This window comes from Bacillus sp. es.036, from assembly GCF_002563635.1.
Lineage (GTDB): Bacteria > Bacillota > Bacilli > Bacillales > Guptibacillaceae > Guptibacillus.
The window spans coordinates 3384488-3405232 of the sequence record NZ_PDIZ01000001.1 but is presented as its reverse complement, the minus strand read 5'-3'; the positions used below and the strand labels follow the sequence as shown (position 1 = coordinate 3405232).

20 protein-coding genes are annotated in these 20745 nt (G+C 42.6%); 14 read left to right on the top strand and 6 right to left on the bottom strand.

The genetic code is table 11. The features are described from left to right. The first annotated feature begins 113 nt into the window (after positions 1 to 113). Positions 114 to 1088 (top strand): phosphate acetyltransferase, encoded by a 975-nt coding sequence (pta, locus tag ATG70_RS17035; protein WP_098445441.1) that lies wholly within the window; start codon positions 114 to 116, stop codon positions 1086 to 1088. A gap of 42 nt (positions 1089 to 1130) precedes the next feature. Here the strand turns inward: pta and ATG70_RS17030 are convergent, their stop codons facing one another. Further along, positions 1131 to 1967: a lipoate--protein ligase family protein gene (locus tag ATG70_RS17030; protein WP_098445440.1), complete on the bottom strand. Its 837-nt coding sequence runs from the start codon at positions 1965 to 1967 to the stop codon at positions 1131 to 1133. Positions 1968 to 2378: 411 nt separating this feature from the next. Between ATG70_RS17030 and ATG70_RS17025 the strand changes: the two genes are divergently transcribed. The 3 genes from ATG70_RS17025 (at position 2379) to ATG70_RS17015 (ending at position 5754) form a co-directional block, all read left to right on the top strand. Continuing rightward, complete coding sequence (locus ATG70_RS17025) at positions 2379 to 3611, top strand: dicarboxylate/amino acid:cation symporter (protein WP_098445439.1); 1233 nt, start codon at positions 2379 to 2381, stop codon at positions 3609 to 3611. Between the two features lie 194 nt (positions 3612 to 3805). Continuing rightward, on the top strand, positions 3806 to 5089 hold the full coding sequence (locus ATG70_RS17020; RefSeq protein ID WP_098445438.1) for an HD domain-containing protein: 1284 nt from the start codon (positions 3806 to 3808) through the stop codon (positions 5087 to 5089). A 170-nt stretch (positions 5090 to 5259) separates the two neighbouring features. Further along, positions 5260 to 5754, top strand: a complete 495-nt coding sequence (locus ATG70_RS17015; protein WP_098445437.1) for a YwgA family protein — start codon at positions 5260 to 5262, stop codon at positions 5752 to 5754. A 69-nt stretch (positions 5755 to 5823) separates the two neighbouring features. Here the strand turns inward: ATG70_RS17015 and ATG70_RS17010 are convergent, their stop codons facing one another. Next, entirely contained in the window at positions 5824 to 6252 is a 429-nt protein-coding gene (locus ATG70_RS17010; RefSeq protein ID WP_098445436.1) for a hypothetical protein, read from the bottom strand. Between the two features lie 173 nt (positions 6253 to 6425). On the opposite strand from ATG70_RS17010, the gene ATG70_RS17005 reads away from it, so the two are divergent. Then, on the top strand, positions 6426 to 7457 hold the full coding sequence (locus ATG70_RS17005) for an oxidoreductase (protein WP_098445435.1): 1032 nt from the start codon (positions 6426 to 6428) through the stop codon (positions 7455 to 7457). A 78-nt stretch (positions 7458 to 7535) separates the two neighbouring features. Here ATG70_RS17005 and ATG70_RS17000 read toward each other — a convergent pair whose 3' ends face one another. Then, complete coding sequence (locus ATG70_RS17000; protein ID WP_098445434.1) at positions 7536 to 8852, bottom strand: NCS2 family permease; 1317 nt, start codon at positions 8850 to 8852, stop codon at positions 7536 to 7538. 187 nt (positions 8853 to 9039) lie between these two features. Here ATG70_RS17000 and ATG70_RS16995 point away from each other — a divergent pair, with 187 nt between their 5' ends. Together ATG70_RS16995 and ATG70_RS16990 are read left to right on the top strand one after the other, a co-directional pair. Then, positions 9040 to 9567: a YwhD family protein gene (locus ATG70_RS16995; protein WP_098445433.1), complete on the top strand. Its 528-nt coding sequence runs from the start codon at positions 9040 to 9042 to the stop codon at positions 9565 to 9567. Between the two features lie 177 nt (positions 9568 to 9744). Continuing rightward, positions 9745 to 9990, top strand: coding sequence for a DUF2164 domain-containing protein (locus ATG70_RS16990; RefSeq protein ID WP_098445432.1), 246 nt, complete (start codon positions 9745 to 9747; stop codon positions 9988 to 9990). Positions 9991 to 10015: 25 nt separating this feature from the next. On the opposite strand, the gene ATG70_RS16985 is transcribed toward ATG70_RS16990, so the two are convergent. Further along, positions 10016 to 12073 (bottom strand): transglycosylase domain-containing protein, encoded by a 2058-nt coding sequence (locus tag ATG70_RS16985; RefSeq protein ID WP_098445431.1) that lies wholly within the window; start codon positions 12071 to 12073, stop codon positions 10016 to 10018. A 188-nt stretch (positions 12074 to 12261) separates the two neighbouring features. Here ATG70_RS16985 and bacA point away from each other — a divergent pair, with 188 nt between their 5' ends. The 7 genes from bacA to ATG70_RS16950 all read left to right on the top strand — a co-directional run bounded on the left by bacA (position 12262) and on the right by ATG70_RS16950 (position 18392). After that, positions 12262 to 13041 carry an undecaprenyl-diphosphate phosphatase gene (bacA, locus tag ATG70_RS16980; RefSeq protein WP_098445430.1) on the top strand — a complete coding sequence of 260 codons (780 nt, stop codon included), beginning with the start codon at positions 12262 to 12264 and terminating at the stop codon, positions 13039 to 13041. A 272-nt stretch (positions 13042 to 13313) separates the two neighbouring features. Continuing rightward, a complete protein-coding gene (speE, locus tag ATG70_RS16975; RefSeq protein ID WP_098445429.1) occupies positions 13314 to 14141 on the top strand; it encodes a polyamine aminopropyltransferase in 828 nt (275 codons plus the stop codon). Positions 14142 to 14143: 2 nt separating this feature from the next. Further along, entirely contained in the window at positions 14144 to 15022 is an 879-nt protein-coding gene (speB, locus tag ATG70_RS16970) for an agmatinase (RefSeq protein ID WP_098445872.1), read from the top strand. A 206-nt stretch (positions 15023 to 15228) separates the two neighbouring features. Beyond that, the gene (locus tag ATG70_RS16965; protein ID WP_098445428.1) at positions 15229 to 15657 is read left to right on the top strand and encodes a DUF1934 domain-containing protein; all 429 of its coding nucleotides are present in this window, start codon (positions 15229 to 15231) and stop codon (positions 15655 to 15657) included. Beyond that, the gene (gene argS / locus ATG70_RS16960; RefSeq protein WP_098445427.1) at positions 15654 to 17315 is read left to right on the top strand and encodes an arginine--tRNA ligase; all 1662 of its coding nucleotides are present in this window, start codon (positions 15654 to 15656) and stop codon (positions 17313 to 17315) included. The genes ATG70_RS16965 and argS overlap by 4 nt, the downstream gene beginning before the upstream one ends. A 114-nt stretch (positions 17316 to 17429) precedes the next feature. Continuing rightward, entirely contained in the window at positions 17430 to 17600 is a 171-nt protein-coding gene (locus ATG70_RS16955) for a XapX domain-containing protein (protein ID WP_098445426.1), read from the top strand. Between the two features lie 18 nt (positions 17601 to 17618). Continuing rightward, a complete protein-coding gene (locus tag ATG70_RS16950) occupies positions 17619 to 18392 on the top strand; it encodes an alpha/beta fold hydrolase (RefSeq protein WP_098445425.1) in 774 nt (257 codons plus the stop codon). On the opposite strand, the gene uvsE is transcribed toward ATG70_RS16950, so the two are convergent. Beyond that, complete coding sequence (gene uvsE, locus ATG70_RS16945) at positions 18364 to 19320, bottom strand: UV DNA damage repair endonuclease UvsE (RefSeq protein ID WP_098445871.1); 957 nt, start codon at positions 19318 to 19320, stop codon at positions 18364 to 18366. The genes ATG70_RS16950 and uvsE overlap by 29 nt on opposite strands. 84 nt (positions 19321 to 19404) lie before the next feature. Then, positions 19405 to 20586, bottom strand: coding sequence for a cardiolipin synthase (cls, locus tag ATG70_RS16940; RefSeq protein WP_098445424.1), 1182 nt, complete (start codon positions 20584 to 20586; stop codon positions 19405 to 19407). Between the last annotated feature and the right edge of the window lie 159 nt (positions 20587 to 20745).

The following is a 20745-nucleotide window of genomic DNA, read 5'->3' as shown; positions in this document are numbered from 1 at the left end:
TCTGAAAAGTAGAACTTTTATATGAAAGAGCTTACAATCAGGGATTTATTTTCGTTTTGTGGGAAAAAGAGTTATCGTAGGAGTTGGATATTAAAAACAATGAGGTGAAAATAATGAGTGATCTTTTTACAAGCATGAAAGACCAGGTAAAAGCAGGCTATCCGACAATCGTTTTTCCAGAAGGAACAGATGAGCGCGTATTAGTAGCGGCTAACCGTCTTGCAGAGGATGGCATCCTAAAGCCAATCGTTATTGGTGGAGAAAATGCCATTCAAGATAAAGCAACAAGCCTAAATCTTACATTGCACAGTGATCTAACTGTGATGGATCCAGCAACTTATTCTGAAATGGATGCTCTTGTTGAATCATTTGTTGAGCGTCGTAAAGGCAAAGCAACAGCGGAACAGGCGCAGGAAATTCTTCTTAATGTGAACTACTTTGGGACAATGCTCGTCCACACAGGTAAAGCAGACGGCCTTGTAAGTGGTGCTGCCCACTCGACTGGTGATACGGTTCGTCCGGCACTTCAAATTATCAAGACGAAAGAAGGCGTGAAGAAAACATCTGGCGCATTCGTTATGGTAAAAGGTGATGAGAAGTACGTTTTTGCTGACTGTGCGATTAACATCTCTCCTGATAGCAATGATTTGGCTGAAATCGGTGTAAGCAGTGCGGAAACAGCGAAAATGTTTGGCATTGAGCCAAAAGTAGCGATGTTAAGCTTCTCGACAAAAGGATCTGCAAAATCTCCTGAAACAGAGAAGGTTGAAGAAGCAACGCGTCTTGCGAAAGAAATGGCACCTGATCTTATCATTGATGGTGAATTCCAATTTGATGCTGCCTTCGTTCCAGAAGTTGCTCAAAAGAAAGCACCTGAATCGCCACTTAAAGGGGAAGCGAATGTATTTGTATTCCCTAGTCTTGAAGCAGGAAACATTGGCTACAAAATGGTTCAGCGCCTTGGTGGCTATGAAGCCGTTGGTCCAGTCCTTCAAGGATTAAACAAACCAGTTAACGATCTTTCCCGCGGATGTAGTGAGGAAGACGTGTACAAGCTGGCATTGATTACTGCAATGCAAAGCCTATAAGATATGAAACTCCCCTGAAGGCATGCCTTCAGGGGAGTTTTTTTAACCGAGCGCTTTTTCATTACGCGTGAAGACGCGCTGGTAATTGTAGTCATAAAGAGAAAGCTCAGGAATTGAAAGGTGTGCCGTTGTCATTGATCCGGCATACGTCTTTAGCGTTTTCAGCGTTTTCATCATCATATCTGAAACGGTTAATTCTTCTCCGATTAATTCAGTTAACGAAGCCATTGTTTCTGGAACAATTTCAGGATAGGTGAATTTCGTTGCTTCTCCGTTCACACCTCGTTTATAAAACTCCTGAATCACAGAGGCTCGCTCTGCTCCACTTCCATCTACGCATAAGTAGACTTGTACGGCAACTCCTCCGCGAAGTCTGCGCTGAGAAATGCCGGCAAATTTCTTTCCATTAATGCTTAAATCATAGCGACCAGGACAGTAACTACCAACAATTTCACGGTCTTCGATTGCGACATTATACGGTGCTAGCATTTCCTGTACAAAATCGACCATTGCTTCGTACCCTGTATCGATATCAATTTGCTGTTGCTTCTCAGCTAAGACGAGGGAGAGATTTAAGACGCCTGCATCAAGGACAACGGCAAGGCCACCGGAGTTTCTTACGATTACTCGATACCCTAGAGATTTTAAATAGTGAACGGCCTCTTCAAAATAAGGAAGGCGCGTATCTTGTATGCCAAGGACAATCGTATTGTGATGAACCCATGAGCGCAAAATTGGTGGTGATTCGCCGCTTCCAGCGGAATTGCAAAGCGTATCATCCATTGCGAACGATTGGAGGGCATCAAACGACGGGCCAAGGGTTGATTGATCAATAATCCGCCATTTTGGCTGATAAAGAATTGAATCGTTGTTTCCCATTTTCTTACCCCTTTTTCACGTACTAATCGTTCCTATTATAGCAGACGAAAGGAGTTTTAAGACATCATCCGACAGTATTTCCCGGGAGATGACAAAATCGCTGATCCTTTTTACCCAATTTCACACCTTATTTTCCTATAAAACTTCGATTTCTAAAGAAAAATGAGCGCTTGCGAAAAAAAGGAAATTGCGAGAATTGTCTAAAATGATATAATGATAATTACGGTAGTTTCAAGTTAGCGAGCGAGCGGGTATAGATAGAAATGAAATGGTAATCTATGTAAGAGATTTCATGTATGACTAAGATCATAAGAAAAATCTACATAAAGCAGAAATTAGCCAGCATTGTGCGGTCCGTATTATGCACACGATGATGGTATCGAAGTCGATGAGACGAAAGGGGACATGTTTATGAAGCTAACAGTTAAAATTATTGCAGGTCTTGTTCTAGGTATTCTTGTTGGTGTAATCTTTAATCTATTTGCACCAGATGCCTTTGGACCTGTCGATCAATATTTATTTGGTCCTGTTGGGCAAATCTTTCTGAACTTAATTAAGATGCTCGTTGTACCAATCGTATTCTTCTCCATCGTAGTAGGAACAGCCGGAATAAGCGATCCGAAGAAGCTTGGCCGAATGGGTGGGAAAACAGTTGCGTTTTTCCTTGTTACAACAACGGTTGCTATTTCGATTGCAATGGCACTTGCTTACTTAATTAAACCAGGTGTTGAAGGATCGTTCTCAGGAAACTCAGACTTTAAAGCTGAAGAAGCACCTCCTGTGTTGGATACAATTATTAATATCATTCCAACCAATCCCATTCAAGCAATGGTTGAAGGAAACATGCTTCAAATTATCGCATTTGCTATTTTCGTAGGTTTTGCCCTTGCGATTCTTGGAGAACGCACGAAAGCACTACGTGACCTGTTTGAACAAGGTAACGACGTTATGATGTATCTTGTTAAAATCATTATGGAAACAGCGCCATACGGTGCTTTTGCGCTAATCGCTTCTGCCGTTGGTGGGCAGGGGAAAGAAGCGCTACAATCGATGGGAATGTATTTCCTCGTTGTACTAGGAGCTTTGCTCATTCATTTTCTCTTCACATATGGTAGTGCGATTTACTTCCTATGTAAAGAGAATCCAATTAAATTCTATAAAGCTTTTGCGCCAGCGATGGCAGTTGCTTTCAGTACATCTTCTAGTAGCGGTACGCTTCCAGTTTCAATGAAAACCGCTCAGGAAAACTTGAAAGTACCAAAGCAAATCAGTAGTTTTGTCCAACCGCTTGGAGCGACAATCAACATGGACGGAACGGCGATTATGCAAGGTGTTGCAACGGTTTTTATTGCTCAAATTACCGGTGTTGATTTAACCTTTACACAGCTTATTATTGTTGTAGTTACGGCGACACTCGCTAGTATCGGTACTGCAGGTGTACCAGGAGTAGGACTCATTATGCTCGCAATGGTTCTAAAGCAAGTAGGTTTACCTGTCGAACCGATCGGCTTAATTCTTGCCGTTGACCGTCTTCTTGATATGACGCGTACAGCTGTTAACATTACAGGTGACGCGGCTTGTGCGATGTATATCGCAAAATCAGAAGAAAAACGTGAAGGCAAAAAAGTTGAAACTGTTCTATAACATAGATTAAGAGGGGCACGCGCCCCTCTCTCTATATGCAGAATGATTTGACGATCAGCTTTATTCGTTTCCATTCTTTTTATCTACCCAAACAACATGAGCCTTCTCCCATCACGACCCGGGAGAAGGTTTTCATTTGTTATGGGGTGGTATATAATGAAGGGATGAATTTGACGGAAGGAGCCTGCCACGGAATGCTCGAACGATTAAACGAAGAAAAAGTATTTAAAGACCCTGTCCATCGCTATATCCATGTTCGATACCGTTTAATCTGGGATCTGATTGGCACGAAAGAATTCCAGCGTTTGCGGAGAGTTCGCCAGCTCGGAACAACGTATCTTACTTTTCACGGGGCAGAACATAGTCGCTTCAGTCACTCACTCGGTGTTTATGAGATTGTGAGGCGTATTAACGAGATTTTCTCTCAGTATGAGGGATGGGATGAAAAGAATAGGCTGTTAAGCATGTGCGCAGCGCTATTGCATGACGTTGGGCACGGGCCGTTTTCACACTCCTTTGAAAAAGTATTTAACCTTGATCATGAAGATTTCACGCGGATGGTCATTCTAGGTGACACTGAGATCAACAAGGTACTACGAGGGGTGAGCGATGATTTCCCGCTTCAAGTTGCGGATGTAATTGCCAAAACGCATGATAATAAACTTGTGGTTAGCTTAATTTCAAGCCAAATCGATGCAGATCGGATGGACTATCTTCTTCGCGATGCTTATTTTACAGGGGTCAGCTATGGTCAATTTGATATTGAGCGTATTCTACGCGTGATGCGCCCGGGTGACGATCAAATCGTCATTAAGCAAAGTGGTATGCATGCAGTAGAAGACTATATAATGAGTCGCTATCAAATGTACTGGCAAATTTATTTTCATCCTGTGACGCGAAGTGCAGAGGTGATTTTAAGTAAAATTCTTCATCGCGCAAAGGCGTTATTTGAGCAGGGCTATCACTTTCAACATGATCCGATTCACTTCTATTCTCTTTTTAAAGAAGATATTAGTCTTGAAGATTTTTTGAAGTTGGATGATTCTGTTGTGATGTTTTACTTCCAGATCTGGCAGGAGGAGAATGACCATATCCTGAGCGATCTATGCGAACGGTTTATGAATCGTAGGCTATTTAAATACATCGAATTTAACCCGATGCAGCAAATGAATGCGTGGCGAGAGCTACATGATTCCTTTCACGAAGCGGGGATTGATCCTGATTATTATTTAGTGGTTGATTCATCTTCCGATTTGCCGTATGATTTCTATCGGCCCGGTGAAGAAGAAGAACGGTTACCGATACATCTATTAAAACCTGGTGGCGATTTACGTGAGCTTTCGCGTGAATCTGATGTAGTGGAAGCTATTTCAGGTAAAAAAAGAACTGATCATAAACTGTATTTCCCTGCGGACTTTATTCTTGAAGGAAATACAGATGCTACTCGTCGTATTAAGTCATTGCTTCAAATCGATTAGCTGTTCAAAAAGAAAGGCAGTCCTGGCATGAAGTTCGCTTCCGCTACAGGTGATGCTGGTGTGTGTTCAAAAGAAGTGGCGTGGATCGCCTGCAATGCTTTTGAACCTCATCTGATAAAGGAAGATTGCTTTTTGGACAACCTGTAAAAAGTACATGGGAGGGGTGCAGGTTGCTAGAAGATCACGCGAAAGTGATAGCTGTGTTGAAAGAAGCCGGAGAAGTCATTGGACGTAAGAAACTACAAAAGATCATTTACATTTGCAAAAAGTTGCAGTTTCCATTTAACGAGAAATATCAATTTCATTTCTATGGTCCTTACTCAGAAGAGTTAACACTAAGAGTAGAGGAACTTTGTAACCTTGGTCTTGTCACAGAAGTGAAAGAAAGTAAAGGGAACTATTACCAATATAAATATGCAGTAACGGAAGAAGGCGATGAATTTCTAGGTCATTACGATTTTGAATTGCCTGAACTTCGCCAGTGTATCAGTGAAATTAATAGCCAGAGCTCCCGTTTTCTTGAACTCGTTTCAACGATTCTTTTTTTCGATCGCCTGACAAAAGAAGAAGTTGTTGAGAAGGTTCATACGATTAAACGGAAGCAAAATTATTCTGAAGATGAAATTGAGCAAGCCTATGCTTTTATGGAAAAGCTTGGCTGTTAATGCCATTTTGGCACAATAGATGAATAGACAACAAAAGGTGCCCCGATGGGGCACCTTTTGTTGTTGAAATTAACCTTTCATCGTCATTTTCTTATCTCTAGTAGTAAACTTCGTGAAATCAACTTTTCCAAGAATGAATCCAGCGAAAAGAATGATGATCATGATTAGAAAAGAAATTAGGAGTGTACTTAAGTAAGGGAGAAGCAGTTCTGAAATCTCGGGTAACGTACCTGCCATCATAACGACGAGCGTGAAAGAACTAATAACATGGAACGTAATTCCCGCTCCGAGCGCAATCGTTGTTTTTATTTCACGAAGGGTAGGAAGCCAGTACGTCGAAAGTAGAAGATAAGCTACCAGGATGGTGAGAATTGAAAAGAAGCCAGCTAATCCAGTATGATGATAGCCGCCTGCTGCTAGAATGATCGTATAAATGAGAGAAGCGAGTAATCCAAGAATAAAACTGATCGTAATAGGGGAATAAAGGGTTTTTTTCATAATAAAGCCACCTTCTTTACAAATGTTTCGGATTCATTACATAAATACCCGTCTGAACATTAGTATAATCGTTTATTTGTATCAAAATTTGGAAAAAGAAGTCGAGTAATTTGTGCATTCTTGTCGAATTGAAAAAAGGGTTCAAAAGGCTTAGAACGCGGGAGTGAGAAAGAATGAGAGAAGTAAAAGTAGGTTTAGTTGGCTTTGGATTTTCAGGGGCGACGTTTCATGCCCCTGTCATTGAAGCGGTAGAGGGATTAACGATTTCAACAGTCGTTTCTTCGAATGCAGACAAGGTCCATCGTTCATTTCCAGAGGTGAATGTTGTGTCGTCTATGGAGGAGTTGTTAACCGATGAGGAAATCGAGCTGGTCATTATCACGACACCGAATGAGTTACATTTTCCAATGGCCAAACAGGCTCTTGAAGCTGGTAAGAATGTTGTTCTTGAAAAGCCCTTCACTGTTAGTGTAGAAGAAGGGGAGCGTCTCATTGCGGTTGCAGAAGAAAGTGACCGCTTGCTAACCGTGTACCATAACAGACGCTACGATAGTGACTTTCTCACGATTCAACAGCTCGTAAAGGAAGAGCAGCTTGGATCGGTTATCACTTACGAGGCTCATTATGATCGCTATCGTGCGGAGGTACGTGATCGTTGGCGAGAGCAAGACAAGAAAGGGTCTGGCATTCTATTTGACCTCGGTTCCCATTTAATTGACCAGGCGCTCACTCTCTTTGGGAAACCAGACGGCGTTTATGCGGATATCATGGCCCAGCGCGAAGAAGGCAAAACAGATGACTACTTTCATCTGATTTTGCATTATGGAAAGAAGAGAGTGATTCTTCATGGTGGCTCTCTCGTAAAACAACATGGGCCGCGTTATCAAATTCATGGAATGAAGGGCTCATTTTTAAAATGGGGCATTGATCCTCAAGAGGAAGCGTTGATAGCGGGAAGAGTTCCAGGGGACGCAGGTTGGGGAGAAGAGGCACGAGAGCAGTTCGGTGTGCTGACGAATGAGGAAGGTGATCACGTGGTGAAGACCTTACCTGGATCTTATCAAACGTACTACAAGGGAGTTTATGAGGCGTTGAAAGAAAATAGTGCGCCACCGGTCACTGCTGAAGAAGCGCTGAATGTTATTAAAGTGATTGAGCTTGCATTAAAGAGTAGTGAAGAGAAAAAAGTAATGAATTGGGTATAGGTCGGATCGGAAGAGCGTTACCTGTATTAGTGGATTGTCAGAAGAAAAAAAGCTCTGCCAAATGGGCAGAGCTTTTGATTATGCATGAGGCAGAAAAGCAAGTTGATAGAAGAATAGCACGGCGAAAAGGTACAGAAGCGGATGAACGTCGCGCCATTTCCCTTTCACAACTTTTAAAATAGGGTACGTAATAAAGCCAAGAGCGATTCCTGTTGCAATACTTGCAGTTAGCGGCATTGTGAGAATGATTAAGAAAGCTGGGAATGCTTCGTCAAACTCACTCCAATCGATTTTGCCAACGGCGCCAATCATTAAGCTTCCGACGATAATGAGCGTTGGTGCTGTAATCGCCGCAAGACCTGACAGAGAGCCGACGAGTGGGCCAAAGAACGCAGAGACAATGAACAAGATTGAAACGACGACAGATGTTAAACCAGTTCGACCACCAGCCGCAACGCCTGCTGAGGATTCAAGGTAAGCACTTGTAGGGCTTGTTCCAAAAATGGCTCCAACTGTTGTGCCGATCGAGTCAGCAAGAAGTGCCTGACGTGCACGCGGCATTTTCTTCCCTTTCATTAAACCAGCTTGTTCAGCAACGCCAACCATCGTACCGGTTGTATCAAATAAAGTAACGAGTAAGAAGGAGAATACAACGGCGTATAAGCCGTATTCAACCATATCTTTAATTGCCTGAAGTGGGCTTCCGAAAATGAAGAATTCAGGAGCCGAAGGTGTTTGCATGAAGCCATCTTTAAATTCAAGCTGTCCTGTGAAGATCGCAATCATCGCAGTAACGATCATGCCGAAGAATAGTGCCCCAGGAACGTTGCGGGCCATGAGAATAAGCGTAATGATCAGGCCAACAAGCGCTAAAAGCACTTCAGGAGAATGAAGGTTTCCAAGACCAACAAGGTTCTCTTCATCGGCTACGATAATGCCCGTCATGCGAAGGCCGATAAACGCAATGAATAAGCCAATTCCAGCTGTGATACCAAGCTTAAGATTTGTAGGAATGGCTTCAATTAGCTTTTCACGGAATGGGGTTAGAGAAAGAATAATAAATAATAATCCCGCAATGAAAACAGCGCCAAAGGCGACTTGATAGGATACGCCTGCCTGTCCACCTACGACGGAAAATGCGAAGTAAGCATTTAGACCCATACCAGGTGCAATTGCAATTGGGTAATTTGCGAATAATCCCATCCACAGTGTTCCGACAACGGCTGCAATAATCGTTGCGATAAAGACAGTATCGAACGGAACCCCTGTTGAGGATAGGATAATTGGGTTAACAATTACGATATATACCATTGTCAGGAAAGTGGTTAATCCTGCAAGAAATTCTGTTTTAACGTTTGTTCCATTTTCTTTCAAGCGGAAAAAGGAGTTAAACATGGTAAGACCTCCATTAAATACGAACGTTTTTTAAGCACAAATACTATAATATTCGTAATAAACGCATTTGACAAGGGGTAATCTAAAATCAATTCCGATAAAACCGTGAATGGCTGTGACATGAATCCATTCAGGTAATTGTGATAAAATGATAGCGGACAATTGCGATTGAAGGAGGTACTAAGAAATGGCAAATGAAGAAGAAAAGAATCCGAAAAAGAAGCCTTCAACAGGTTTTAACATTTTAAGTGGTGATTCTACTGACGGACACGGAGGTTATGGAGTAGGTACGATTAACCTCGATAACGTTTCACCTGTCATTATCGATCCAACAACGGACGAAATTTATGTAGATGTAGGTGCGCTTCACGCGCGTAGTGCTCTTGAAAAACGCAAGAAGCTCGTTAAGACGCGCGAAGAAGTGCCAGATGGTCATACAGCGTGGATCGTATGGGTGACCCTTCAACGTACGGAAGAAGGACCACACTATTATGGCATTGGCGCGTGTGAATTTTTCTTTAATGCAGAAGCGAAACGTGCATGGAAAAGCATGCCGGAGCATGTAAACAATATGGATAAATCCATGAAGGGTAAAGTCGTTGTCGATCATATGGATGCTAAATCAAAACAAATGCTCCGTAACTATTTAATTGAGTATGATAAAGAAGTCTATGAACGTTCTAGTGATGAAGTGAAAGCAGGACTTCAAGACTAACTTTGAGTTGTTTTCTGACTAATTGATAAAATCCCTTGAGGTTTCCTGAAACTGAGCGTAAACTTATGGTTACGCAACACATATAGCTAGGACCCAAAACAGCCCGGGGAAGTTTCCCCGGGTTGTTCTGGTTCTAGGGAAGATTTCGTAAGCGTTTGCTTAGAGAGGGTGAGCAAGGTGTATCAAATCTCACGTGCGAAAAAGAAAGAATTAGTTGAGCGCATCCAATCATTTTTCTATGAAGAGCGAAATGAAGAAATTGGCGATCTTGCCGCTGAAAACGTTTTGCATTTTGTGATGTCCGAAATCGGTCCGACACTTTACAACGCTGGAATTTCTGACGCAATTGGTATGACAGAACAAAAGTGGATCAGTATCGAACAAGACCTTGAGGCGTTAAAGAAGCCAGAAGTGAATCGCTAAGAAAGACGGGTGTAGCACCCGTCTTTTACCTAATCCAATTAAAGAACCGATCGAAAATGCCTTTTTTCTGCTTTTCTTGCTCTGAAGAAGGAGTTCCGGGATGATCTTCACAAAGGTGTGAAGGCTCAGTTCCTTCTATATAATAAGTTAAGCGCTTCACAGGGCAATTGTCAGTCGCGATCAGTCCTGTTTGAGGATCGACCTCTATCCCAACCACATTATCTGGTTTCTTAAAATCAGTCGCTTTTTCCTCAGCTAGCGCCTCTTCGATAAAATTTGCCCAGATCTTTTTCGTATAAGAGCCATCGTTTCGATGATTCAATGTCTCTCCTTTATCGTATCCAACCCAAACCGCTGCGGTAAGCTGCGGTGTAAATCCTACCATCCAACTATCTGTAGAAGTTGACCCCGTTTTGGCGGCAGCCGGTCGCGTTAAGAGGTGATCAATGCCAGACCCCGTGACGCGCGTGTAATCATTGAGTGATTCATCGAAGACGCCGGTCATCATACTGGTCGTCACAAAAGCGGCCTCAGGATCTAAAACAAGCTCAGATTGTGATGAATGCTCATAAATCACTTTGCCATCGCGATCCGTTACTTTCTCGATGTAGTAAGGAGAAACGCTATAGCCACCATTTGCTAGCATGCTATATGCTTCTGTCATTTCCATCATCCCAACAGGCTTTGTTCCAAGCGCAAGGGAAGGGATGGCCGATAGTTTACTTGTAATTCCAAATGATTTTGCCGTATTAACGAGCGTTTTTTCCTCTAAAAACATATGTGTTTTTACCGCGACAACATTATCAGAAAGAGCTAAAGCTTGTGCAAGAGTAATTTCCTCATTCGCATAAACGTCTCCATAGTTGTGCGGAGAATAGGTTTTCTTTTCGTTATCATAGTAAAAAGTTGTTGGCTCACTTCGCACAAGCGTCGAAGGGGTGAAGCCATTCTTGATAGCCGCATAATACAACAGCGGTTTAAACGTGGAACCTGGCGTCCGCTTTGCCATCGTGGCACGATTGAATTTACTTTCTGAATAATCACGACCTCCGATCATCACATTAACGGCTCCTGACGTCGGTTCCATGGCGACGAGCGCTGCCTGAATGTCGCTTTTTTGGTCAATGGAGGAGGCTACCCACTTTTCTGCTGCTTTTTGCATTTGAGCATTAAGTGTCGTATAAACATGGAGCCCACCTTGCTCAATGACACGCTCATCAAGTGAAAGCACCGATCTTAATTCCTTTTTTACTTCCTGAGCAAAATAAGGCGCGATGTCGGACTTCGTTTCTTCCGTGAACGTTTGGAGCGCCATATTTTCTGTTTCTGCTTGCATTGCTTCCGCTTCAGATAGCACATCGTTCGACACCATCGCTTGGAGAACGGTGCTTTGCCGTTCCTCTGCCCGCTCGGCATCGGCATAAGGAGAGTAATAGCCAGGACCTTTTGGAATCCCAGCAAGCATCGCCGCTTCTGCAAGAGAAAGTTCCTCTGCTTTTTTGCCAAAGTACGTTCTTGCTGCAGACTCAATCCCGTAAGAGCCGTGTCCATAGTAAATCGTATTTAAATACCCTTCAAGAATCTCTTCTTTTGAATAATGAACCTCGAGTCGGTAAGCGTAAAAGGCTTCTGCGATTTTTCGTTTCCACGTTTTATCATGTTCTAAAAAGAGATTCCTCGCATATTGCTGTGTAATGGTACTAGCTCCTTGAACTTTTGCCATTGCTTTTAAATCAGCGAGAATGGCCCCACCGATCCGTTTAAAATCAAACCCCATATGATCATAGAAATGCCTGTCCTCAATGGCGATTGTTGCATCAATCACGTTAGGAGAAATATGTTCAAGGTCAACCCAATAGCGGTTCTGACCATCTTGATTTGATTCGCTTATAACAGTTTCATCATGATCATAGTAAATCGTTGTTTGTGGGACTTGAAGCTCGGGAGCTCCCATAAACACCGCTAGCAAATAAAGCATCCCCATAGACATCCCGATTAACACGATGCCAATCATCATTAATTTACTTAGAAGCATGGTCCATCGCTTCCAATAATGGAATCGCTCATCCTTGAGCCATTTCATGTGGTTCACCCCCACATCGTCTTAAATCTAGTATGTAACAATATAGAAACTCTTAAACACGTTTCCTGATGAAAGATACTTGTTTGTTAAAAACGAATGACGGTTGCGATAAGTTTGAAAAATAGTTGTCCAGTTTTTGAATAAGATGAACTATACTCAATGTTAACTGAGAGCGGGGAGAGAAACGTATGGAGATCATGATTGCAATCATACTTGGGATTGTAGAAGGACTAACAGAATTTTTACCAGTTTCATCAACAGGGCATTTGATCTTAACAGGATACTGGCTCGATTTCACCGGAGAGAGGGCAAAGACATTTGAAATCGTCATTCAACTTGGGTCAATTCTTGCGGTGGTTGTCATGTACCGAAAACGATTTGTTGCATTATTATCACCAAAATCAAGTGAAGGGTTAACCCTTGTTCATCTCATCCTTGGTATGATTCCAGCTGTCGTAGCGGGCTTCCTTCTTCATGGTTTTATAAAAAGTTATCTGTTCTCGCCATATACCGTTGTCATTGGACTGATTGTTGGTGGCGTGTTAATGATTTTCGCTGATTTAAAAAAACGTGCTCCTGTTAGTTCAAGTTTAGATGACTTAACGCTGAAGCAAGCTTTCTCGATTGGTCTCTTTCAATGTTTAGCACTGTGGCCAGGATTTTCACGGTCAGGCGCCACGATTTCAGGCGGCGTCTTACTAGGAACAAATCACAAAACAGCGGCAGAATTTTCGTTTATTTTAGCGGTTCCGATGATGGTGGCGGCGAGCGGATATGATTTATTGAAAAGCTATCAGTTTTTATCCGTATCTGATGTTCCAGTATTTGTGACAGGCTTTTTGGCAGCCTTTGTCGTTGCGCTTTTCGCTATTGTAACATTTATTAAATTCATTGAACGCGTCCGATTGATCCCTTTTGCGATCTATCGATTTGTACTCGCTCTCTTTGTTTGGATGGTGTTGTTTTAGCGTGAATGGAAGAGGGGCAAATTCATTACTGTTAGAAACAAGAAATGAATGTAGAAAATTCTCTTGCTTTTTACGCAGAGTCGACTATACTTTTCTTGTGCTTTAAGAAACTTTTTAAAGGGACGAAAGGATAAGGAAAACGATGGCTTCCGTTTGGTGGCAAGCTTTCCTGATGCTTAGATCCATTTTTTTGCTACATACTAAAGGTGTTTGGACCTATGCGGTTCGGGAACGGTCTTAGTGTAGCAATTTGACATAGAGGAGTGGTTTAAATGGAATTATGGTACACAGAGAAACAGACAGAAAGCTTTGGCATTACGGCGAAAATTAAACAGACGTTGCATACAGAACAAACAGACTTTCAGCGTCTAGATATGATTGAAACAGAAGAGTTCGGAAACATGCTTGTTCTTGATGGCATGGTTATGACGACGGAAAAAGATGAGTTCGTCTATCATGAAATGGTCGCTCACGTACCGTTATTTACGCATCCGAATCCAAAACACGTTCTTGTTGTTGGTGGTGGAGATGGTGGTGTCATTCGGGAAGTATTGAAGCACCCATCTGTTGAAAAAGCAACGCTCGTTGAAATCGATGGCAAAGTGATCGAGTACTCGAAGAAATACTTGCCTTCCATTGCAGGAGCATTAGATAACGAGCGTGTTGAAGTGCTCGTTGATGACGGCTTTATGCATATCGCGAAAAGCGAAGGAGAATACGACGTGATTATGGTAGATTCAACGGAACCGGTTGGACCAGCTGCAAAGCTTTTTGAGCGTGGCTTTTATGAAGGTATTTCAAAAGCTTTAAAAGAAGACGGTATTTTCGTTGCACAGACGGACAACCCATGGTTTAAAGCAGACTTAATTACACAAGTATCCAAAGACGTAAGAGAGATTTTCCCGATTACGCGCGTTTACACAGCGAACATTCCTACTTACCCAAGCGGTCTCTGGACCTTTACGATTGGTTCGAAAAAGAACGATCCGCTTGAAGTACCTGAAAGTCGCTTCCATGACATTGACACAAAGTACTATACAAAAGAGCTTCACACGGCTAGCTTCGCACTTCCGAAATTCGTACAGGATCTCATTAAATGAGCATGAAGTTCGATGAAGCTTATTCAGGTAACGTTTTTATCCTAAGCAATCCGTCTTTTGATGAAAGTAACGTAGTGATCTACGGCATGCCGATGGACTGGACGGTTAGCTTCCGCCCAGGTTCTCGCTTTGGACCAGGTCGCATTCGCGAGGCTTCTCTCGGTCTTGAAGAATATAGTCCTTATGCCGATCGTCATCTTGAAGAAATTCGGTACTTTGATGCAGGCGATATTCCACTTCCATTTGGAAATCCACAGCGAAGCATTGATATGATTGAAGAATACATCGATTCGTTGCTTGAAGCTGGAAAGTTTCCACTTGGTATGGGTGGCGAGCACCTTGTGACGTGGCCAATCCTTAAAGCATTTCATAAGAAGTACGATGATCTTGCATTGATTCACATTGACGCACATGCAGATTTGCGAGAGGAGTATGAAGGCGAACCGCTTTCTCATTCCACACCTGTTCGTAAAATTTGTGGGTTGATTGGTGCAGAGAACGTGTACTCGTTTGGAATTCGCTCTGGCATGCGTGAAGAATTTCAATTTGCGAAAGAGTCTGGCATGCACATGCATAAGTTCGACGTTGCGGAGCCTTTGAAAAAGGCGCTCCCAACGTTAAAAGGACGCAACGTGTACGTTACGATCGATATTGATGTGCTTGACCCTGCTCATGCACCTGGAACAGGCACCGCTGAAGCAGGTGGCATTACATCCAAAGAATTACTTGAAGCGATCGCGGCAATTGCAGGTTCGGAAATGAACGTGGTCGGAGCCGATCTTGTTGAAGTGGCTCCAGCATACGATCCATCTGAACAAACGCCAATTGCAGCTAGTAAATTTATCCGTGAAATGTTGCTTGGCTGGACGCATAAGAAATAAAGCGTAGAGGCTGTATTCTATTTGAATACAGTCTTTTCTTATTGGAAAGAATGGAAGAACTTTTAGTTATGCCATTTCGTTAATCCCCCTCTCATTGTGACAAAAAGCGTCACACTGAGAGTGACCTTAAGCTTGTCGGGGGTGGACAAGCCGCCTCCGCTTTTCTTATAATAAGAAAGTTAATGATTTAGTGAGGACGTGAAGTGATGAGTGATCATCCGATTGAAATAACGATTGATTCCCGCATTCAGTCAGGGAAAGAGAAAGAGTCTACAAATTATTCCGTTCAGGGAAACCTTGTTGAGAAAGGCGAAGCGCTTTATTTGCGTTATGAAGAAAGCCTGGAGATTGGGAAGGTTTCAACAACGGTAAAAATAGATCAAGAACAAGTGACTGTGATTCGAAGAGGAGCACTTTCCATGCGTCAGCAGTTTGCGCCAGGACAAGTGTCAGAATCTCTTTATAAAACGCCGTTCGGAGCGATGCCGATGCAAATTCGAACAGAACGTATTGAGCAGCTGGTGGACAAGGAGAAGTTGAAGGGTCGTTTAACGCTACGCTATTTGCTTTACCTTGAAGAAGATGAAACGCAGCGACATGAGCTGTCGCTAAGCTGGAAAGGAGCAAGTCAATGAACAGTGTCGAACAAAAGAAAGAGCAGTTAAAAGAAGAGATTAAGCAAGCCGTCATCAAAGCGAACCTTGCATCCGAAAGTGAAATGCCTGAAGTGATTCTGGAATCACCGAAAGATAAAGCGCACGGTGATTATGCAACGAACATGGCGATGCAGCTTGCTCGTATTGCTAAGAAAGCACCTCGTACCATTGCAGAAGATCTAAAAGCGAATCTTGATATGACAAAAGCAGGCATTAAACAAATTGATATTGCGGGTCCTGGATTTATTAACTTTTTCATGGATACAGCTTATTTAACAGAGCTCATTCCAACGATTCTTGATAAAGGAAATAACTACGGTCGTTCAGCTGACAAGAATGAAAAAATCCAGGTCGAGTTCGTTTCAGCCAATCCGACTGGAAGCTTGCATCTTGGTCACGCGCGAGGAGCAGCAGTAGGCGATACGCTATGTAACGTACTAGACCGTGCTGGTTATGATGTATCACGTGAATATTACATCAATGACGCTGGAAACCAGATTCATAACCTTACTGTATCTCTTGAAGCGCGCTACATGCAGGCACTTGGAAAAGAAAAAGACATGCCTGAAGATGGCTATCAAGGACAGGATATCGTGCAGTTCGGGAAAGACCTTGTTGAGAAAGAAGGCGATCGTCTCCTTCAACTTAATGACAAAGAGCGCTATGCTTATTTCCGTGAATATGGCCTTGAGCGCGAGCTTGAAAAGCTTAAAAAAGATTTGAAGGAATTTGGCGTTGAATTTGATGTCTGGTTCTCTGAAACATCTCTTTATCAATCAAACAAGATCGATAACGTTCTTGCGAAGTTAAAAGAGCGCGGTGAAACGTTTGAGCAGGACGGTGCAACTTGGTTCCGCTCAACCACTTACGGCGACGACAAAGATCGCGTTTTGATTAAAGGTGACGGCTCTTATACGTACTTAACGCCGGATATCGCTTACCACCAGGATAAGCTATCTCGCGGTTTTGATAAGTTGATCAATATCTGGGGAGCAGACCATCACGGTTACATCCCAAGAATGAAAGCAGCCATTGAAGCGCTTGGCTATAAGCGTGAGCAGCTTGAAGTGGAAATCATTCAGATGGTGAATCTCTTTAAAGACGGCGAGAAAATGAAGATGAGTAAACGAACAGGGAAAGCCGTTACCCTTCGTGAATTAATGGATGAAGTGGGCATCGATGCGATGCGCTATTTCTTCTCCATGAGAAGCTCGGATTCACATCTTGATTTTGATATGGATCTTGCTGTATCTCGTTCGAACGAAAACCCTGTGTACTACGTGCAGTATGCGCATGCTCGCGTGTGTAGCATTCTTCGTCAAGGCGAAGAAATGGGCTTAACAGAAGACGCAGATCTTTCTCTAATTACATCTGAGAAAGAAATGGACCTTCTTAAGAAGCTCGGTGAACTTCCTGAGGCAATTGCAGAAGCAGCGGAGAAGCGCATGACGCACCGCATCACAAACTATGCATTTGAGCTTGCTCAGGCGCTTCACAGTTTCTATAATGCGGAACGCGTGCTGGATTCAGAAGATCTTGCGAAAAGCGCAGCACGCTTTAAGCTGATGCAGGCCGTTCGTCAAACGATTCAAAACACGCTTGAGATGATCGGCGTCACAGCTCCAGAAAAAATGTAATAACGAAGTCCTGTCGCTTTTGCGACAGGACTTTTTTCATAATCATGAAGACGTTCCAATCATTTTTTATAATGAATCATTCATTCGGTCATACTTTAAAGAAGAGGTGATGGGATGAAGACAGTATTAATCGCAACATTAACGGGATTTTTAGTAGGTCTTATTTTTGCTTTCTTAAAACTTCCGATTCCAGCTCCGCCTGCTTTTGCAGGAATTGCTGGTATTGTTGGCATTTACCTTGGGTTTAAAGCGTACGAGTGGATGGTCGGATTTTTTTCATTATAAGGAAATGAGGTTTACGGTTTGGCGCATATAAAGGTAGACGATATTGACTTATTTTATGAAGAGAAAGGGAGCGGGCTGCCGCTAATTTTTCTTCACCCACCGGGTATGGGACATGTTGTGTTTCATGAACAGGGAAAGCTTGCGGAGCATTTTCGCATCATTGTTTTTGATATGCGAGGTCACGGGAGAAGCGGATTAGGTTCAAGGGAATTTTCGATTGCTCTGTTAGCGAATGATTTAAACCTTCTGATGGAGGCACTCAGCATAAAAGAAGCAGTGCTGATCGGCTATTCCAGCGGAGGAAGTGTCGCTCAGGAGTTTGCCATTCAGCATCAAGCAAAAGTAGCCGGACTCCTTTTATGTGGTGGGTTTTCTGAGGTGAGCGATCCATTTCTCCAAGCTGAATTTCGAGCGGGGAAGGCGCTTGTTCATAAGATGAAGGTGCTTTCTTGGATTCTTGCGAAAGGACATGCGAGAAGCGAGGCAGAGTTTAAAATGTTACGTTCGTACATCGTTAGCACGAATCCATACCTGCTTGAGCACTTTTACGAAAAAGGACGTCGTTATGTGTGCACAAACAAACTAAGCGCGCTCCATATACCGTTTCTGCACGTAACGGGAGAGCGCGCCTTTTACTTTCATCATTATCAAAAAAAGTATCAAAAATATGTACCGCACTGTAAACTCGTGCGCGTCTCGAATGCGTATCATGAGCTACCAACAAAATCATGGAGAGAGTTAAATCAGATTATTTATCAGTTTGCTACTTCCATTGAATTGAACCGCCGTTAAGTCGCTTTACACCGCGAACGGCTGAAAGATCTTCGACAAGCTGAAGAGCTGCGAGATCTTTTTTCTTTGCTTCAATCATAATGTCTGCATCTTCTCCGTGCTCTTTCAACATGTTAAGAAACGGAATCGCAAACTCACTGTCCACATAATCAGCATGACTGCGATACGCACTCGTTGATTTTGGGGAAGAGAGGTGGAATTTTGGTCGAATGCCGTGCGATTCCCATGTCTTATACACTCGCTCGAAGAATCGATCAGGCAGGCCATCGCCTGGATTCGCCATATGATGATGGTAGTCGAAAATAAACGGCACGCCAGTTTGCTCACATGCTTCTAGTGTTTCTTTTGCAGTATACGTTTTGTCGTCATTTTCAAGCGTTACGTGCGAGCGGATGGCAGTTGGGATCGTATCGAAGTTTTTATAAAATCGTTTTAACGTCTCCACTTTATCTCCATAAGCGCCACCAATATGGATATTGACGATCGAACGTGTGTCAAGACCCATTGCCTCTAACATGGCGACATGATACTTCAGATCGCCAATCGCATTTTCTGTTACGTGTGATTTGGGACTTGTAAAAAGCGTAAATTGATTTGGGTGGAAGCTTACGCGAAGCTTGTGCTTCTTAACTAGATTTCCGATTTCTTCAAACAGTTCTCGAAAAGGCGTGATATAATCCCAGGTTGCTTCAGGATGCGTTGCAAGCGGCACGATGGATGAAGACATCCGATAAAGATCAATTTCATGCGCAATATTATAATGAAGCGCTCGAAGCGTACTGTTTAAATTCGTCTCTGTAATACTGAGCAGTTTGGCTTCTCGCTCTTCTTTCGATAGCTTTGACCACGTCGCAAATGTCATCGTTCGCGCGGGGGAAGCTTCATATAATGCGAGCGCGTTCGATACATAGCCGAAACGAAGTTGCATCATGAGGTCAACTCCTTTCTTAAAAGGTCTGATCGTTCCATTCCCTCTGGAATTAAGTTGAAACGGAACAAAGCACATTCAAGCTTAAAGAAACGGACTAAAAAGGCGTGCGATTGGAGCAAGCATGCGGTTCCCAATCGTTCGATCTTGAAGTCGCTTTAACTCCAGGCGCTCCGACTGAAGGAGATCCTTTTTAATAACCTCTTTGATTTCCGAAACAAAATCAGGAGAGTGTAAGAGGCAATTGATCTCGCCATTAATGTGAAAACTTCTCTGATCGAAATTTGCTGTGCCTATATCGCAAAAGCTATCATCAATCACTAATACTTTTGCATGATAAAACCCGTTCATATATTGATACACCTCGCCGCCAGCCTGAATCAGTTCAACTAGGTACTCGTAGGAAGCTTCTTTTACGAGCGGATGATCAGCCCGCATTGGCAAAATGATTTGCACAGAAACCCCGCATTTTAGCGCGCGCAAGAGACTCGTTTGAACCGTTTGACCAGGAATGTAATAAGGTGTGCCGATTTTTATCGATGTAGTCGCTTTATTAATGTAAGAAACAAAAGCTTCTTCAACATCAGTTCCATTTGTAATATGGAAAGCGATCGCCTCATTCCCTTTTTGAAGATCGGGTGAAACAGTCGATTCAATAGATGAAGGGTGGTTTTCTTTCCAATCGAGTAGAAATTGATCTTGGAGTCCTTTTACTGCTTCGCCAGTTAACCGAAGATGGTAGTCTCGCCAATAACCGAATTTTGGATCCTTTCCCGCATATTCATTTCCTACATTAAATCCACCAACATAGCCAATCTCTCCATCGATAACTGTTATTTTACGATGATTGCGTTCATTTAAAGAAGTAAAGAATTTAGGGAAAGATATTTTTCTAGAATAAGAAAAATGAATGCCGCAAGATCTCATTCTGTTAATGGTGGCTTTTTTTAATCCATGACTACCGCCGTAGTCAACCAGGAGATAGACGTGCACACCCGAAGCAGCTTTTTTGCATAATTGATCAATCACCATATGTCCTGTATCGTCATCTCGAAAAATATAAAACATCATTTGGATTTCCTGAACTGCAGCGTCTACATCACTAAGTAGCTTTCTGAAAAAATCATCTCCATCACCGATGAAAGTGGCATTTCCGGTCATCTCTAATTGGGAGGAAGAAGCTTGTTTTCTCTTTTTATTGCCCAAGTGAAGGTCAATCGTTATCCATAATAGGAGGACAAGAACAATGATCAAAAAGAACCCCATCCATTTCACCTCTTTCCACTGCTGATATGGACATAGTTTGTCCTAAACTTGAAAAAAGTAAAAAAAAATCTCTGACTGAATGCTCATTCATTTGTTTTTGTGTTATACTAAAGTCAGAAAATTACTTTCATTCTGACTTAAAAGCGTTTTCATAAATGG